At 73.8% G+C, this 16,622-nt stretch carries 14 protein-coding genes; 10 read left to right on the top strand and 4 right to left on the bottom strand.

What is annotated here, in order from left to right:
- Positions 1–46 precede the first annotated feature (46 nt).
- A complete protein-coding gene (locus tag ACIRRH_RS23545; RefSeq protein WP_363390269.1) occupies positions 47–496 on the bottom strand; it encodes a VOC family protein in 450 nt (149 codons plus the stop codon).
- A 123-nt stretch (positions 497–619) separates the two neighbouring features.
- Here ACIRRH_RS23545 and ACIRRH_RS23540 point away from each other — a divergent pair, with 123 nt between their 5' ends.
- Together ACIRRH_RS23540 and ACIRRH_RS23535 are read left to right on the top strand one after the other, a co-directional pair.
- Positions 620–1,054, top strand: a complete 435-nt coding sequence (locus tag ACIRRH_RS23540) for a MarR family winged helix-turn-helix transcriptional regulator (protein WP_030235202.1) — start codon at positions 620–622, stop codon at positions 1,052–1,054.
- 92 nt (positions 1,055–1,146) lie between these two features.
- Positions 1,147–2,703, top strand: coding sequence for an MFS transporter (locus tag ACIRRH_RS23535; protein WP_403070678.1), 1,557 nt, complete (start codon positions 1,147–1,149; stop codon positions 2,701–2,703).
- A gap of 52 nt (positions 2,704–2,755) precedes the next feature.
- On the opposite strand, the gene ACIRRH_RS23530 is transcribed toward ACIRRH_RS23535, so the two are convergent.
- On the bottom strand, positions 2,756–3,274 hold the full coding sequence (locus ACIRRH_RS23530) for a GNAT family N-acetyltransferase (protein WP_403070676.1): 519 nt from the start codon (positions 3,272–3,274) through the stop codon (positions 2,756–2,758).
- Positions 3,275–3,320: 46 nt separating this feature from the next.
- On the opposite strand from ACIRRH_RS23530, the gene thpR reads away from it, so the two are divergent.
- Complete coding sequence (thpR, locus tag ACIRRH_RS23525; RefSeq protein ID WP_403070673.1) at positions 3,321–3,908, top strand: RNA 2',3'-cyclic phosphodiesterase; 588 nt, start codon at positions 3,321–3,323, stop codon at positions 3,906–3,908.
- A 239-nt stretch (positions 3,909–4,147) separates the two neighbouring features.
- Here thpR and serC read toward each other — a convergent pair whose 3' ends face one another.
- A complete protein-coding gene (gene serC / locus ACIRRH_RS23520; protein ID WP_403070670.1) occupies positions 4,148–5,266 on the bottom strand; it encodes a phosphoserine transaminase in 1,119 nt (372 codons plus the stop codon).
- Positions 5,267–5,418: 152 nt separating this feature from the next.
- A complete protein-coding gene (locus ACIRRH_RS23515; RefSeq protein WP_363390257.1) occupies positions 5,419–6,519 on the bottom strand; it encodes a citrate synthase 2 in 1,101 nt (366 codons plus the stop codon).
- Positions 6,520–6,936: 417 nt separating this feature from the next.
- Here ACIRRH_RS23515 and pdxH point away from each other — a divergent pair, with 417 nt between their 5' ends.
- The 7 genes from pdxH to ACIRRH_RS23480 all read left to right on the top strand — a co-directional run bounded on the left by pdxH (position 6,937) and on the right by ACIRRH_RS23480 (position 16,567).
- A complete protein-coding gene (gene pdxH / locus ACIRRH_RS23510; RefSeq protein ID WP_363390327.1) occupies positions 6,937–7,569 on the top strand; it encodes a pyridoxamine 5'-phosphate oxidase in 633 nt (210 codons plus the stop codon).
- 143 nt (positions 7,570–7,712) lie between these two features.
- Complete coding sequence (fxsA, locus tag ACIRRH_RS23505) at positions 7,713–7,904, top strand: FxSxx-COOH cyclophane-containing RiPP peptide (RefSeq protein WP_049656076.1); 192 nt, start codon at positions 7,713–7,715, stop codon at positions 7,902–7,904.
- A 241-nt stretch (positions 7,905–8,145) separates the two neighbouring features.
- Entirely contained in the window at positions 8,146–9,552 is a 1,407-nt protein-coding gene (locus tag ACIRRH_RS23500; RefSeq protein WP_403070666.1) for a TIR-like protein FxsC, read from the top strand.
- Entirely contained in the window at positions 9,542–13,555 is a 4,014-nt protein-coding gene (gene fxsT / locus ACIRRH_RS23495; RefSeq protein ID WP_403070663.1) for an FxSxx-COOH system tetratricopeptide repeat protein, read from the top strand. Before ACIRRH_RS23500 ends, fxsT begins: the two co-directional genes overlap by 11 nt.
- Positions 13,556–13,590: 35 nt before the next feature.
- On the top strand, positions 13,591–14,796 hold the full coding sequence (locus tag ACIRRH_RS23490; RefSeq protein WP_403070661.1) for an FxsB family cyclophane-forming radical SAM/SPASM peptide maturase: 1,206 nt from the start codon (positions 13,591–13,593) through the stop codon (positions 14,794–14,796).
- Positions 14,797–14,943: 147 nt separating this feature from the next.
- On the top strand, positions 14,944–16,011 hold the full coding sequence (locus ACIRRH_RS23485; RefSeq protein WP_403070658.1) for an aKG-HExxH-type peptide beta-hydroxylase: 1,068 nt from the start codon (positions 14,944–14,946) through the stop codon (positions 16,009–16,011).
- A gap of 370 nt (positions 16,012–16,381) precedes the next feature.
- A complete protein-coding gene (locus tag ACIRRH_RS23480) occupies positions 16,382–16,567 on the top strand; it encodes a hypothetical protein (protein ID WP_224285014.1) in 186 nt (61 codons plus the stop codon).
- Positions 16,568–16,622: the final 55 nt, after the last annotated feature.

Here is a 16,622-nt window from a genome sequence, read left to right as displayed (position 1 = left end):
GCACCGTCCCCAGGCCTTGGGTGGGGGCGCCCGACCCGTGTGGCGGCTACTCCAGGGGGGCTAGCCCGAACGGGTGGCCGGCCGGGTCGATCAGCACCCGCAGGGTGCGGCCGTGCTGGTAGGCGGGCTCGGTGGCGCCGAGCGCGAGGGCCTTCGCGGTGGCCTCGTCCAGGTCGTCGACGTAGAAGTCGAGGTGGAAGTGCTTGCTGCCGTCCGGTTCCGTCCACGGCTCCGGCCGGTACCCGGTCACCCGCCCGAAGCCCAGCGGGCTGCCGCCCTCGGGGTTGTCCAGGATCGCGAAGTTCTCGTCCGTGTGCCTGGTCTCCCACCCCAGCAGCTCGCCGTAGAACGAGGCCAGCGCGACCGGGTCGGCGCAGTCGATGGTCACCATGGCGAGCCGGGCGAAGCCGGTGTCGCCGGGCCCGTTCTGCGTGGACCGCTCGGACGGCTGCGGCCGTTCGGACCGTTCGGACTGCTCGGTGGCGAGGTCGGACATGGCAGGTCGGCCCTTCTGGGAGTCGAGAGCTGGGGCCCATGACCAATATGGCACCGGGGCGACCCTCCGGCGCGGCGGCGGATCCCATTTTCCTTAGCGAGAGTAATGACGTAAGCTAAAGAGATGCCCGAGATGTCCGAGCAGGACCTCGCAGCGATCAGTCAGCTGCGGTCGTCCACGATGCGCCTCTCCCGACGACTCAAACACCAGCGGGTGGAGGAGTCGCTGAGTCCCACCGAGATGGGAGTGCTGGGCACCCTCGCCCGGTGCGGGAAGGCGACGCCGGGTGAGCTCGCCCGGAAGGAGCACGTGCAGCCTCCTTCGATGACCAGGATCGTCGCGATGCTGGAGGAGAAGGGGCTGGTGCGGCGCGAGCCGCACCCCGAGGACCGCCGCCAGGTGGTCGTCAGCAGCACCGAGCAGGCCGAGACGATCCTCGCGGAGAGTCGTCGACGCCGGAACGTCTGGCTCGCCGAGCTCGCCCAGGGGCTCGACGAGGAGGAGTGGGCCGTCCTCAGGGAGGCCGCGCCCGTGCTCTACAAGCTCGCACACCTCTAGGCACACCGAATCCGGCAAGCCGCCGGAAGGACAAGGAGCACTGCATCACCGCAGGACCGACCACCGACACCAGGAGCGCGACGGCCACCGCCATGGCCGTCGCGCCACGAGGGGAGACCACCGTGACACCGCCGGCCGCAGCCAGCGCCGCCGCCATCCGTACCCGACTCGACGACCCGACCACCGACCCCGCCGCGGACAGCCCCGCGGCCGCCGACGCCCAGGCCCCCGCCCCCAGCGGGCTGCCCGGCAACGGCGACGACGACCCCGACGAACGCACCGCGGCGGACTCCGCCGCTCAGGGCCGAACCCACTCGGCCTCATCTCCCACAGGTGCCGATTTCACCCGGCCCGGGGGGATGTTCTCCTCACTGCGCGTTCGCAACTACCGCTACTACTTCGCCGGCCAGGTGGTGTCCAACACCGGAACCTGGATGCAGCGGATCGCCCAGGACTGGCTGGTGCTGAGCCTCACCGGCAGCCCGCTCGCGGTCGGCATCACCACCGCCATGCAGTTCCTGCCGATGCTGCTGCTCGGCCTGTTCGGCGGCGTGCTCGCGGACCGGATGCCCAAGCGCCGGCTGCTGGTCTTCACCCAGGGCGCGATGGGCCTGCTGGCCGCCGGCCTCGCGGCGCTGACCATCGGCGGCGTGGTGACGCCGTACTACGTGTACGCCTTCGCGCTGCTGCTCGGCCTGGTCACCGTGGTGGACAACCCGACCCGGCAGGCCTTCGTCTCCGAGATGGTCGGGCCCAAGGACCTCGCCAACGCCGTCAGCCTGAACGCCGCCAACTTCCAGACCGCCCGGCTGGTCGGCCCCGCCGTCGCGGGTCTGCTGATCGCCGCGGTCGGCAGCGGCTGGGCGTTCGCCGTCAACGCGCTGTCCTTCGCCGCCGTGATCGGCGGGCTGCTCGCGATGCGGGAGGCCGAACTGCGCCCGACCGAGCCGATCGCCCGCGAGAAGGGGCAGCTGCGCGAGGGTCTGCGGTACGTCAGGGAGCGGCCCGAACTGCTCTGGCCGATGGTGCTGGCCGGGTTCATCGGCACCTTCGGCTTCAACTTCCCGACGCTGCTCTCCGGCTTCGCGTACGACACCTTCAAGGTGGGCGCGGGCCAGTACGGCCTGCTGAACACCGCGATGGCGATCGGCTCGCTGACGGGTGCGCTGCTCGCCGCCCGCCGGGGCGCGCCGCGGCTGCGCCGGCTGGTCGGCGCGGCGCTGGCCTTCGGCGCGCTGGAGGTGGTCGCCGCGTTCGCGCCCGACTACTGGACCTTCGCGCTGCTGCTGATGCTGGTCGGGGTCTTCGGGCTGAGCTTCAACACCTCGGTCAACTCCTCGCTCCAGCTGGCCACCGACCCGGAGATGCGCGGCCGGGTGATGGGCCTGCTGGTGCTGGTCTTCACCGGCGGCACGCCGATCGGCGCCCCGATCGTCGGCTGGGTGACCGCCTCGTACGGGCCCCGGCTCGGCCTGCTGGCCTGTGGGCTGGTGTCCGCGGCGGCGGCCGGCGTGGTCGGCCTGGTGCTGGCCCGCAGCGCGGACCTGCGGGTGCGGTTCGACCTGCACCCGGGCCGCGGCGGCCGGGTGGTGGCCTTCGTGCCGCGGACCGGTCCGGCGCGCAAGACCGAGCTGGCCACTGCCTGCTGACCGATCGCGGGAAACCCCCGGAGTCCCGACTCCGGGGGTTTCCGGCGTTGCGTCAGAGGCGGATGGCCAGCACCTGGCCCGGCCAGATGCCGGTCGGCTGCTCGACCTCGAAGCTCTCGGTCTCGGTGAAGCCGAGCGCCCGGTACCGGGCGACCAGCTTGCGGTCCGCGCCGCCGTAGCAGTCCACCCGCAGCAGGCCGATACCGCGCCGACGGGTCTCCTCGATCGCGTCGGCGATCAGCGCCGCGCCGATGCCCGAGCCCTTGCGGCTGCGGTCGGTGACCAGGTTGCGGACGTACAGCTCGCGCTCGTCCACGGCGGGGATCCACCGGCCGCGGTCCTCGGAGAGCACGCAGCAGCCGACCGTGCGGCCGTCGTCGTCCACGGCGAGGCGGATCAGGAAGGGCTCGGCGGCGTACGAGGAGACCTGGTCGACCCGGGCCTGGATGGTGCTGAACGGCTGGTCGCCCCACTGGCCGGTGCGGTCCTGGCCGGCCAGCCAGGCCACGGCGCCGTCGAGCAGGGCGAGGATGTCGGGGACGTCCGTGGGACCCCCGTTGCGGATCTTCATGGACAGACGTTCTACTCCAAGCGGCCCGCCGAGGGAAGATTGGCTCATGAGGCTGTTCGTGGCGGTCATCCCGCCGGTCGCGGCACTGCAGGGGCTCGCCGACGCGGTCGCGCCGGTGCGCGGGCTGCCCGGGGCGGACCGGCTGCGCTGGACCACCGCCGAGGGCTGGCACCTCACCCTGGCGTTCCTCGGCCAGGTGCCGGCCGAGCGGCTGCCGGAGCTGGAGACGGGCCTGGCCGCCGTCGCCGAGGTGCACCCGGTGCACCGACTGCGGATCGCGGGCTCCGGCCGGTTCGGCGACCGGGTGCTCTGGGCCGGGGTCGAGGGCCAGACCTGGGCGCTGCGCCGGCTTGCGGAGGCGGTCGCCGAGGCCACCGTCGAGGTCACCGGGGAGACCGACGACTTCGCCTTCCACCCGCACGTCACCCTGGCCCGGGCCGGCTCCCACCGCGGCTACCGGCGGGCCGTCCTGCGGGTCGCCGCGGCCGAGCTGGACGCGCTGGCGGCGGCACTGGCGGAGTACCGGGGACCGGAGTGGGAGGCCGCCGAGCTGCACCTGATGAAGAGCGACCTGGACGGCGGCTTCGCCCACTACGAGTCGCTGCGCTCCTGGGAGCTGGCGGACTGGGGCTGAGGCCCCCGGGAGGCCCGGGGCAGGGCCCGGGCGGAGTCCGGGGTGAGCCGGAGGTACGCTCGTTGACCGTGGATCCCAAGACTCGTATGCGCATCGTCTCCGGCACCCTGGTGCTGATGCTGGTCGTCGTGCTGATCAGCTCGTTGGTCGGCCGCTAGCCGGTCGGGCCCCTGCCCCGGAACGGCGAGAGGGCCACCGCCCGTCGGCGGTGGCCCTCGGCCGTGTCGTCGGGGACCGGGTCAGAGCTGCTCGACCACGTAGTCGATGCAGCGGGTGAGCGCCTCGACGTCCGCCGGGTCGATCGCCGGGAACATCGCGATGCGCAGCTGGTTGCGGCCCAGCTTGCGGTACGGCTCGGTGTCCACGATGCCGTTGGCACGCAGTGCCTTGGCGACCGCGGCGGCGTCCACCGACTCGTCGAAGTCGATGGTGCCGACCACCTGGGAGCGCTCCTCCGGGTTCGCCACGAAGGGGGTGGCGAAGGAGGACTTCTCGGCCCAGGAGTACAGCCGGGACGAGGAGTCGGCGGTGCGGGCGACCGCCCAGTCCAGCCCGCCGTTGCCGTTCAGCCACTCCAGCTGGTCGGCCAGCAGGAAGAGGGTGGAGAGCGACGGGGTGTTGTAGGTCTGGTCCTTCGACGAGTTGTCGATGGCCGTCGGCAGCGAGAAGAACGGCGGGATGTAGCGGCCGGAGCCGGCGATCTCGGCGGCGCGCTCCAGGGCGGCCGGGGAGAAGGTGGCCAGCCACAGGCCGCCCTCGGAAGCGAAGGACTTCTGCGGGGCGAAGTAGTAGACGTCCGTCTCGGTGACGTCCACCGGCAGGCCGCCGGCGCCCGAGGTGGCGTCCACCAGGACCAGCGAGCCCTCGTCCGCGCCGGCCGGGCGCCTGATCGGCATCGCGACGCCGGTCGAGGTCTCGTTGTGGGTGAGCCCGTAGACGTCCACGCCGGCCTCGGCGACCGGCAGCGGGTGGGTGCCCGGGGCGGTCTTGATCACGGTCGGCTCGCCGAGCCACGGCGCGGCCTTGACCGAGGAGGCGAACTTCGAGGAGAACTCGCCGAAGTCCAGGTGCTGGGACTTCTCCCGCACCAGGCCGAAGGCGGCGATGTCCCAGAAGGCGGTGGAGCCGCCGTTGCCGAGGACGACCTGGTAGCCGTCCGGCAGCGAGAACAGGCTGCTCACGCCCTCACGCACGCGCTTGACCAGGTTCTTGACCGGGGCCTGGCGGTGCGAGGTGCCGAGCAGGGAGGTCTGGGTGGCGGCGAGGGCACTCAGGGCCTCGGGGCGCACTTTGGACGGTCCGCAGCCGAAACGGCCGTCTGCGGGCTTGATGTCAGCGGGGATCTGGATCTGAGCCACGCGCGCAGCCTACCGGCCGCGGGCTCGGCGGGGGTACGGCAGTCCGCCCGCTGAGACTGTGGTCCCGGTTGCCCCGAGATGCCGGAGAGCGGGCCCGGCCGGAGCCGGACCCGCTGCTCAGGGGCACTGTCCGGACGCTCGTCCGGTATCCGTCAGTGGGTGATGGCGTCCCAGCCCTCGATCTCCTCGGGGCGGCGCGGGCCGGGGCCGATGTAGCGCGCGGAGGGGCGCACGAGCCGGCCCGTGCGCTTCTGCTCCAGGATGTGCGCCGACCAGCCGGCGGTGCGCGCGCAGGTGAACATCGAGGTGAACATGTGCGCCGGGACCTCGGCGAAGTCCAGCATGATGGCGGCCCAGAACTCGACGTTGGTGGCCAGTACGCGGTCGGGGCGGCGGTTGTGCAGCTCCTCCAGCGCGGCCTTCTCCAGGGCCTCGGCGACCTCGAAGCGCGGTGCGCCGAGCTCCTTGGCGGTGCGGCGCAGCACCCGGGCGCGCGGGTCCTCGGCGCGGTAGACGCGGTGGCCGAAGCCCATCAGGCGCTCGCCCTTGTCCAGGGCGTTCTTGACCCAGGCGGTGGCGTCGCCGGTGCGCTCGATCTCCTCGATCATGCCGAGCACGCGGGACGGCGCGCCGCCGTGCAGCGGGCCGGACATCGCGCCGACCGCGCCGGAGAGGGCGGCCGCGACGTCGGCGCCGGTGGAGGCGATGACCCGGGCGGTGAAGGTGGAGGCGTTCATGCCGTGCTCGGCGGCCGAGGTCCAGTAGGCGTCGACGGCCTTGACGTGCTTCGGGTCCGGCTCGCCGCGCCAGCGGATCATGAACCGCTCGACGACCGTCTCGGCCTTGTCGATCTCGCTCTGCGGGACCATCGGCAGGCCCTGGCCGCGGGCCGACTGGGCGACGTAGGAGAGCGCCATCACGGCGGCCCGGGCGAGGTCGTCGCGGGCCTGCTCGGCGTCGATGTCCAGCAGCGGCTTGAGGCCCCAGACCGGGGCGAGCATGGCGAGCGCCGACTGCACGTCGACCCGGATGTCGCCGGAGTGCACCGGGATCGGGAACGGCTCGGCGGCCGGCAGGCCGGGGTTGAACTTGCCGTCCACCAGCAGGCCCCAGACGTGGCCGAAGGAGACGTTGCCCACCAGGTCGTCGATGTCGACACCGCGGTACCGCAGGGCGCCGCCCTCACGGTCGGGTTCGGCGATCTCGCTCTCGAACGCGACGACTCCCTCAAGCCCGGGTACGAAATCGGACATGCGACGGCTCCTTCAGTTCTGCGATCGGCGCTCCGCCGTGGTGGGGCGGCGCGCCAGTGACCGAATGGTGTTTGGCACTCGGTGCCAGGGTGACAGGCACGGGGTGCATTGCGCCATACACCACCGTGGTGATGTTTGCCGTGGGCCCGCTTGACTTTCCCGCCGGGGGCACGGTGGTGCCCGGGAACGCCTGGAACCAAACGCCTGGTTCAGGACAATTACCCGCAGAGTGGGCGGTCAAGCGGTGGCGGGTCGCCGTATCTCCCACGGAGGTTTGTCCGGAGGTAGCGGTGCCCGTTGCTTGTCGTACGGGATGATGTTGGCGTGCAGACCCCGGATCGCGCCAAGCCGACGCCCCCGAGCCCCGCCAACCGGACCCTGGCCGAGGAGGCCCGTCCCGGCCCGGACCTCACCGTGATGCGCAAGCACTACAGTCACGAGGGCCTGGTCGAGGAGCAGCTCGCGCCCGAGCCGATCGGCCAGTTCACCCGCTGGTTCCACGAGGCGGACGAAGCCGGGGTGGTGGAGCCCAACGCGATGGTGCTCTCCACCGCCGACGCCGAGGGGCGGCCCAGCTCGCGCACCGTCCTGCTCAAGGGCTACGACCTGCGCGGCTTCGTGTTCTTCACCAACTACGGCTCCCGCAAGGGCTCCGAGCTGGCCGCCAACCCGTACGCGGGACTGCTGTTCCCGTGGATCGCGCTGGCCCGCCAGGTGATCGTCCAGGGCCGGGTGGAGAAGGTCGGCCGGGACGAGACCGCCGCCTACTTCCGCACCCGCCCGCACGGCTCCCAGCTGGGCGCCTGGGCCAGCGAGCAGTCCAGCCCGGTCGGCGGCCGGGAGGTCCTCGAACGGCGCTACGCCGAGCTGGAGCGCCGCTACCCGGAGGGCGAGGGCGTGCCCGTCCCGCCGTTCTGGGGCGGGTACCGGGTGGTCCCGCAGAGCGTCGAGTTCTGGCAGGGCCGGGAGAACCGGCTGCACGACCGGCTCCGCTACGTCGTCGACCCGTCCGGCCCGACGGGGTGGCGGGTGGAGCGGCTCTGCCCGTGATCCGTTCGGCCCACGGGCCCGCGCCACGCCCGCGCCGAGCTGATGGACCGTCACACCTCGGGTGTAGGATGCCCGTCGCGGACCTGGGTCGATGCACTTGCGGCCGGCAGCCCGCTGTGCCGACACGATCGAGTGAGGGACTGATGGGCGTCACCGGTGCGGAAACCGCCGCTGGACTCGGCTCTGACCTGGTCGACGTCGCCGCCCTGCCGCTCGACGAACTCGACGCCCTGCCCGATACCGTCCTCGGCGACCTGCTGCGCCGGGTGGTCGCGGACGCCCTGACCCCCGGCGCGGAGCCGCTCGCCGCCTTCCAGTCGGCGCTCGACCGGTAGCGCGCCGCCCGGCGCCCGCGCTCCCTGGCCCGGCGCGCCGATCCGGCAGGCGCCCGCGCCCCCGTCGGCGCGCCCCCGAGCGCCGGAGCGCCCCCGGCCGGGGTTGGTGCGCCTGACCACCGGCTAAACCCCACGAGGCAGCCGAATCCGCCAACTCGCCAGCGTGGGCGGTGGAGTTCACGACATGCTGGGGTATGAAACCAGCGCCGTCGCGGACCGTCGGGCACGGGGGGAACAGGTGATGGAGCAGGAACAGCACCGGCCGTACTTCTTCTTCAGCTACGCGCGTCGTGACTTCGAGGCCGAGGACGTCTTCGTCAACCAGTTCTTCAACGACCTGCGGGACGAACTCGGCCGACTGGTCGGCACGGGCGTGCGCGTCGACGAACTGGCCTACCGGGACACCGAGCAACTGCGCCTGGGCGACGACTGGGCCGAGAAGCTGGCCACGATGCTCGGCCGCAGCCGCACCATGATCGCGCTCTACTCCCCGGCCTACTTCGCCAGCCTCTACTGCGGCAAGGAGTGGACCGCCTTCCGCGGCCGGGTCCGCCGGCACCACGAGGACACCGGGGAGCTCATCTCGGCGCTCATCCCGGTGCTCTGGGAACCCGTCGAGCCGGGCGGGCTGGCCGACGAGGTGAACAAGATCCAGTGGGCCCAGCCGGACATGGGCGAGGCCTACGCCCGGTACGGCCTGCGGGCCCTGCTGCGCACCGCGCAGGGCGGGGCGTACGAACAGGTCGTCCGGGTGGTCGCGGAGCGGGTCCGGGACGCGGCCGCGCGCCGGCTCGGCGAGCTGCCCGAGTTCGACCTCGGCGCCGTGCGCGGCTACTTCCCGCCCCCGGCGCCGCCGCCCGTGGCGTCCACCCCCGGGATGGTGCGGCTGTTCATCGCGGCCGGGCGCGCCTCGGAGGCCGCCGCCGAGGGAGGCTCGTACACGGGCGGCTGGTACGGCGCCAAGCCGTGGCACTGGGCGCCGTACCACCCGCCCACCCAGCCGTCCCTGGCGGCCCGCGCCCAGCAGGTGATCACCGGCGCCGGGCACACCACCACGCTGGAGGAGATCGACGCCGCCCTCGCCGACAAGCTCGACCAGGCCCGGGAGGACAGCCAGGTCAGCATCCTGCTGGTGGACCCGTGGGTGGCGGGTGGCGAGCGCTACCGGTCGGCGCTGCGCGCCTACGACGAACAGAACCACCCGGTCACCGGCGTGATGGTGCCCACCGGCAGCGACGACCCGGCCGACGGGCCGGGGCGCGATGCGCTCTGGGCGGGCGTGCGCGACGTGTTCCGGCGCAACTGGCTGCGCCGGAGCGACCTGGAGCACTTGTTCCGGGTCAAAGTGAGCCGGGAGAGCTTCGACACCGACCTCACCATCATGGTGACGGTCGCTCAGAACAAGCTCATGGACGACAACCTGGATTGGGGAGACGATGGCGGCGACGCCTTCGGCTTCGGCCCGGGCGGCGGCCCGGACGCCGGCCCGGCGATGCCCGGGCTGGCCATCCCGGCCGGCCCTCCGGGGCCCCTCCGGGGACCCGCGCGCGTCGACCGGGGCCTCCCGGGTTCCACGGACCTGCCGCACCAGAGCCGGGGCAAGGACACCGCTGTCCCGCTGAGGGGGGAGAAGAACGATGACCACTGAGCCCGGCGCAGAGCTGGAGCGCGGCGGACCGGGATCGGTCGTCACGTTCTACTCCTTCAAGGGCGGCACCGGCCGCACCATGGCGCTCGCCAACGTCGGCTGGATCCTCGCCAGCCGTGGCCTGCGCGTCCTGGTCGTCGACTGGGACCTGGAGGCGCCCGGCCTCCACCGCTACTACCACCCGCTGCTGGTCGACCCGGAACTGCACTCCACCGACGGCCTGATCGACCTGCTGCGCTCCTACGTCAGGCAGGCGCTGCCCTCCGCCGCCGGGCCGGTCGGGCAGTCCCCGGCCGCCTGGCTGGACGAGCCCGGGCGGCTGGACGGCTACGTCTGCGGCCTCGCCCTCGACCTGCCGCCCGGCGGCCGGCTCGACTTCCTGCCCGCCGGCCGGCAGAACGCCGCCTACGCCGCCGCCGTCACCAGCTTCAACTGGCGCAGCTTCTACCACGGCCGGGACATCCGCGGCGGCGAGTTCCTGCGCGAGCTGCGCGAACGCTGGGCCCGCGGCTACGACTACGTGCTCATCGACAGCCGCACCGGCGTCAGCGACACCTCCGGCATCTGCACCGTCCTGATGCCCGACACCGTGGTGGACTGCTTCACCTTCAGCGCCCAGAACATCCGCGGCGGCGTCGACGCCGCCCGCGCCATCGCCGAGGCCGAGGAGCGGGCGATCCGGGTCCTGCCGGTGCCGATGCGGGTCGAGGACGCCGAGCAGGAGCGCCTGGAGGCCGGCCGCGACTACGCCCGCGAGGCCTTCGCCCCCTACCTCGGCCGCTGGCTGGCCGGCGACCGCCGGGCGGGCTACTGGGCCGACGTCGAGGTGCCGTACAAGCCCTTCTACGCCTACGAGGAGGTGCCCGCCACCGTCGCCGACCGGCCGCAGGAGGCCCGCAGCCTGCTCAACGCCTTCGAACGGCTGGCCGGCTGGATCACCGACGGCCGGGTCCGCACCCTGCGCCCGCTCACCGCCGAGACCCGCCGCCGGCTCTACGGCGCCTACCTGCGCTCCGCCCGCGCGGTGCCGCGCCAGGTGTTCGTCAGCTACGCGCCCGAGGACCGGATGTGGGCCGAGTGGGCCGCCGGGACGCTCACCCGCTTCGGCTACCAGACCTCCCTGCACAACGCCGCCGAGCCGTACGCCGGTCCCCGGCCGCCGGAGGTCGCCGGGCCCGTCGACGGTCAGGGCCGGCTGCTCGCGCTGCTCTCGCCCGAGTACACCGCGCTGCCCCGCGCCGCCGAGGTCTGGCAGCTCCTCCAGGGGCGCGAACTGGCCTCCGGCTCGCCGGCGTTGGTCGCCTTCCGGCTCCAGGACCCGGACGAGCCGGTGCCCCGCCCCTTCGCCGGGCAGCCCGTGCCCGACCTGGTCCGCTCCTCCGCGGTCGGCGCCGAGTCCCAGCTCTACGCCGAACTCGGCCCGCCGCCCGGCAGCAGCCGCCAACCCGACACCGACAGCGGAGAGTTCGCGACCCCCACGCGGTTCCCCGGCACCGCCCCGCAGGTCCAGGAGGCGCCCTCGCGCAACGCCGCCTTCATCGGCCGCGGCAAGCTGCTGGAACTGCTCCGCAACCGTTTCACCGGCGGTCCCGCCGCCGTGCTCAGCCAGGTGCTCTACGGCTTCGGCGGCGCCGGCAAGTCCCAGATCGCCGCCGAGTACGCGCACCGCTTCAAGGCCGCCTACGACGTGGTCTGGTGGGTGCCCGCCGAGGAACCCGCCAACATCCCGCAGAAGCTCGCCGAACTCGCGCCCCGGCTCGGCGTGCCCACCAGCGACGACGTCGCGCACACCGCCGCCGCCGTGCTCGACGCGCTGCGCCGCGGCCAGCCGTACCGCCGCTGGCTGCTCGTCTTCGACAACGCCGGCACCCCCGAGGAGCTCGCCCCCTGGCAGCCGGCCGGCTCCCCCGGCGGGCACGTGCTGATCACCTCCCGCAACCAGGGCTGGGCCCGGCACGCCGGCCTGGTGGAGGTCGACGTCTTCCTCCGCGAGGAGAGCGTCCGGCTGCTGCGCCGCTTCAACGGCGGCCTCTCGTCGGAGGACGCCGACCAGGTCGCGCACCGCCTCGGCGACCTGCCGCTCGCCGTCGGCCAGGCCGCCGTCTGGCTCCAGGAGACGTCGATGCCGATCGCCACCTACCTCGAACTGCTCGACGAAGAGCTCACCGAGATGCTCGAACGCACCCGGCTGCGCGCCGCCGACTACCCGCACTCGGCCGCCGCGACCTGGCGCATCTCGGTCGAGGAACTGCGCCGGATGAACGCCCCGGCCGCCCAGATCCTGGAGATCTGCGCCTTCTTCGGCCCGGACGCCATCCCGATGCGGCTGCTCTACAGCCGGGCCGTCACCCGCGCCCTGCGGCTGCCCCCGCGCGCGCCCCGCGACAAGCTCGCGATAGGCGAGTTCCTGCGCGCCATCAACCGGTTCGGGCTCGCCCGCACCGACCAGGGCAGCGAGACCATCACCGTGCACCGGCTGGTCCAGGCGGTGCTGCGGGACCAGGTCGAGGAGGAGCGGCGGGCGGAACTGCGCGGCGTCGTCCACGCCGCGCTCGCCACCGCCAACCCCGGCGACCCGGACGTGCCCGTGAACTGGGCCGAGTACGCCGAACTCCTGCCCCACCTCTGGCCGTCCGGGGCGCTCGACAGCGCCGACGAGGACGTCCGGCAGTGGATCATCGACTCGGTCCGCTACCAGTGGAAGCGCAGCCTGCACGAGTCCGGCCGGGAACTGGCCGGGCGGACCCTGGAGCACTGGCGCCAGGACGGCTACGGCGGGCCCGGCTTCGACGTCGACAACGACGCCCAGACGCTCATGCTGCGCACCCAGCTGAGCAACATCCGCCGCTCCCAGGGCGCCCTCCAGGAGGCGTACGAGATGGACCGGGACATCCTGGAGCGCTTCACCGCGACCCTGGGCCCGGAGCACTCGCACACCCTCGCCGTCGCCAACAGCCTCGGCGCCGACCTGCGCTTCCTCGGCCGCTACGACGAGGCCCGGGCGCTGGACCGCCGCACCCTGGACGCCGCCCGGCGCACCCTCGGCCCGGACCACCCGCGGACCCTGATGATCACCAACAACCTCGCCGTCTCCGACTACCTGGCCGGTGACCGACGGGCCGCCCTGGAGCGGCACCGCAGCAACTACCTCCAGCAGCGCGACGCGCTCGGCGCGCACAGCCTCTACGCGCTCTCCTCGGCCTCCAACTACGCCCGCGACCTGCGCGAGACCGGGCGGCTGCGGGAGGCCCTGGACCTGCTGGAGGAGACCGTCCGGATCTACCAGCAGACCATCGGCGACAGCCACACCGACACCCTGCGCGCCCGCAAGAACCTGGCCGTGGCGCTGCGCCGGGCCGGCCGGTACCACGAGGCCCTGGAGATCGACGAGGACATCTACCAGCGCTACCTGGACATCAACGGCGCCGAGCACCCCGACACCCTGGCCGCCGCCACCAACCTGGCCAGCGACCTCAACGCGCTCGGGGACACCGGGCGGGCGATCCCGCTGGCCGAACGGGCGCTGGCGCGGTACCGCGACTACCTGGGCGAGAACCACCCGGTGACGCTGGCCGGCGCCAACAACCTCTCGGTGTACCTGCGGCTGGCGGGGCGCACCACGGAGGCGCGCGAGCTGTCCGGCCGCACGCTGGCGCAGTTCCGCACCGTCCTCGGCGCGCACCACCTCTACATCCCGATCGCGATGATGAACCACGCCAACGACCTGTCACTGGCCGGGGAGCTCCAGGCCGCGCTCGACCTGGAGCTGGAGGCCGCGCCGCTGATGACCGAGGCCCTCGGCCAGGACCACTACGACTCCATCGGCATCAACTCCAACCTCTCGCTGTCGCTGGCCGCCCTCGGGTACGCCGAGCGGGCCGCGGACCTGCGGGCGGACTGCATCCGGCGGGCCCGGGTCACCCTGGGGGAGGAGCACCCGACGACGATCGCGGTGCGGGCCGGGACGCGGCTGGACTCGGACGTGGAGCCGCCCCACGTGTGACGGTCGGTCAGCGGAAGTGCCCTAGGCTCGCGGTCATGGTGCCGTTCCGGCAGTTCCTGCTGAAGATCCACAGTCGGTGCAACCTGGCCTGCGACTACTGCTACGTGTACGAGGGGGCGGACCAGAGCTGGCGCGGGCGGCCGCGGCGGATGGAGCTCGCGACCGTCCGCCGCACCGCCCGGCGGATCGACGAGCACGCGGCCGAGCACGGGTTGGACGAGGTGTCCGTGGTGCTGCACGGCGGCGAGCCGCTGCTCGTCGGTGCGGCCCATCTGGACGCGCTGCTCGGCGAGTTGGCGGCCGTCGGGCCCCGGGTGCGGTTCACCGTGCAGACCAACGGGCTGCGGCTGCTGGACGAACCGGCGCTGCTCGACGTGCTGCACCGCCACCGGGTCGCGGTCGGGGTCTCGCTGGACGGCACCCGGGCCGCCCACGACCGGCACCGCCGGCTGCCCTCCGGCGCGGGCAGCTGGGCGCGCACCGCCGAGGCGGTGCGGCTGCTCGGTTCGGACCGGCACCGGGAGCTGTTCGCCGGCCTGCTGTGCGTCGTCGACCTGGCGTCGGACCCGGTGGCCACCTACGAGGCGCTGCTGGAGTTCGCGCCGCCCCGGCTCGACCTGCTGCTGCCGCACGCGACCTGGCGGGAGCCGCCGCCGGGCGTCGGGCCGAGGCCGGTGGCGGACGCGCCGCCGTCGGGCGCGCAGGCCGCGCCGTACGGGCAGTGGCTGATCGCCGCGTTCGACCGCTGGTACGGCGCGCCGCGCCGGGAGACCGGGGTGCGGCTGTTCGAGGAGCTGGCGGTGCTGCTGCTCGGCGGGCGGGCGGCCAGCGAGGCGGTCGGGCTGGCGCCCGTCGACCTGGTGGTGGTCGAGACGGACGGGGCGGTCGAGCAGGCGGACAGCCTCAAGGTGGCCTACGAGGGCGCCCCGGGGACCGGCCTGGACGTGTGGCGGCACGGCTTCGCGGAGGCGGCGGCGCACCCCGCCTTCCGGGCCCGCCAGCGCGGCCTCGCGGGCCTCGGGCCGGTCTGCGTGGGCTGCCCGCTGGCCCGGGTCTGCGGCGGGGGCCTGTACGCGCACCGGTACGCGGGCGACGGCTTCGGGCACCCGTCGGTGTACTGCGCGGACCTGGACCGGCTGATCCGGCACATCGCGGGGCGCCTGCGGGCGGGGGTGGCGGGGCTGACGGCGGCGGGGGCGCCGGGCGCGCCGGGGGCCGGGCGGGCGCGCGCGGGGAGCTGAGGGCCGCTTCGGCTCACCCGTCCGGGTCATGCCCGGCGGCCGTCCGGCTGATCCGTCCCGGCGCGGGGAGACTGCGGGCGGACCCGGCGGGTTGGGCGATGGGCCGGCCGACCGGGCCGGAAGCCGCACACACGAGGAGGAGGACCGGTGGCGGGTACGGGTGAGGTGGTGGCGGCCTGGGTGCCGGACGCGCGCGGGGCGGACGGGCTGCCCCGGCACGGCGTGGACCGGGCGACGTTCCGGGCGATCGCGGGCGCGCGCGGCGGGCCGCAGGCCGTCCGGCTGCTGCGCGGCGGGCAGTTGAGCAAGCGGGCGCTGCTGCTGCTGGCGCTGCGCCGGGCGGCGCCGGAGCACGACGGCTACCGGGAGGCGTACGCCCGGGTCCGGGCGTTGCAGCGGGACGACCGTGCGAGGTGGGAAGAGGTGCTGCTGCGGCCGGAGTTGGACGCCTGGGCGGCCGACTGCCTGCGCGGCGTGACGGCGGGGGAGGGCGCTCCGCTCGGCGGGCTGGGCGAGTTCCTCCGCCCCGTTCCGGGCCCGGCCCTCGCGCTGGAGTGCGACGGGCTGCGCTGGGCGCCGTCGGTCGACCATGCCGGTCCGCGCCGGGTGGACTACGGGCGCCGGCCGACCGGTCCGCTGTCGGACGGTGAACTCGCGCTCTGGGAGGAGCGGTTGGCCGAGGCCTGGGACATCCTGGTGCGCCGCCACCGCCGTCACGCGCAGGCCGTCGCGGCCTGCGTGACCACCGTCGTGCCGCTGCTGCCCGCCCCCGGTGGGGCGACGGTCAGCGCTGCCGCCCGGCGGGCGTACGGTGCGGTGGCGGCTTCGCTGCCGGGCGATCCGGTGTCGCTGGCGCTGGCCCTGGTGCACGAGTTCCTGCACGTCCAACTCGGCGCCCTGCTGGACCTGGTGCCGCTGCACCGCCCCAACGGCCAGGCCGTCCACCACGCCCCCTGGCGGCCGGACCTGCGCCCGGCCGGGGCACTGCTCCAGGGGGCGTACGCCCACCTGGGCGTGGCGGACTTCTGGCGGGCGGAGGCGGCCGCCGGGGCGGGGGACGCCGCCCGTGCGCACCGGGAGTTCGTGCGCTGGCGGACGCACACCCTGACCGCCGGGAAGACGCTCCTGGCCTGCGGTGAACTGACGTCGAGCGGCATGGAGTTCACCGGGGAGCTGGTGCGTGCCGTCCGGGAGCTCGGCGAGCCGGGGGAATGAATCCGGGCGCCGGATGCTTGGCCGGATGGTGCGCTTGCCCGGGTGCTTCCCGGGGCACTCCCGGGGTGTGCCTAGGTGGTCGGCCCGGTTCCTGTCCGGGTGAGGTCTGCGGCGCCTGCCCCGGCGCTGGTCCAGGTGCTCGCCCCGGGGCTGGTTCCGACGCGCTTCGGCGTGCGCCACGGCGAAGTGCGCGACCGCTGAACGGGTGAATTCTTGGGGTCCAGCGTGCTGTCATGCGACGTCGGCCGCCTGGGGAGCCCAACGTGAGTGCGCAAGGTGCCGCGCGGAGTCTTCGCGGGCACTACATTGGTCGCAACCGGGTGGGCTTACCCACCCTCGGCAGGTCCAAACCGCGCCTAAGGAAACGAACATGACCCCGGTAACCAGCACCAGGCCGGCCGGCAAGCTCACTGACCATCAGGAGACGCCGGAACGCCCCTCCCTCGCCGATCTCGCCGAGCTCGGCGCGGAAGAACTCGCCGCCCGCCTCCAGCGCGCGCTCCCCAGCGTGGATTCCGGCCTCGTGCCGGTCGCTGCCTTCAACTCCTCGATCTGATCCCACCCGGAACTCCGAGCGGAACCCAGACCGAGCAGACCGAACCGAACAGTCC

Source organism: Kitasatospora sp. NPDC101235 (assembly GCF_044767505.1).
Taxonomy (GTDB): domain Bacteria; phylum Actinomycetota; class Actinomycetes; order Streptomycetales; family Streptomycetaceae; genus Kitasatospora.
Note: the sequence above shows the minus strand (reverse complement) of the source record. Positions and strands in the feature narration are given on the sequence as shown.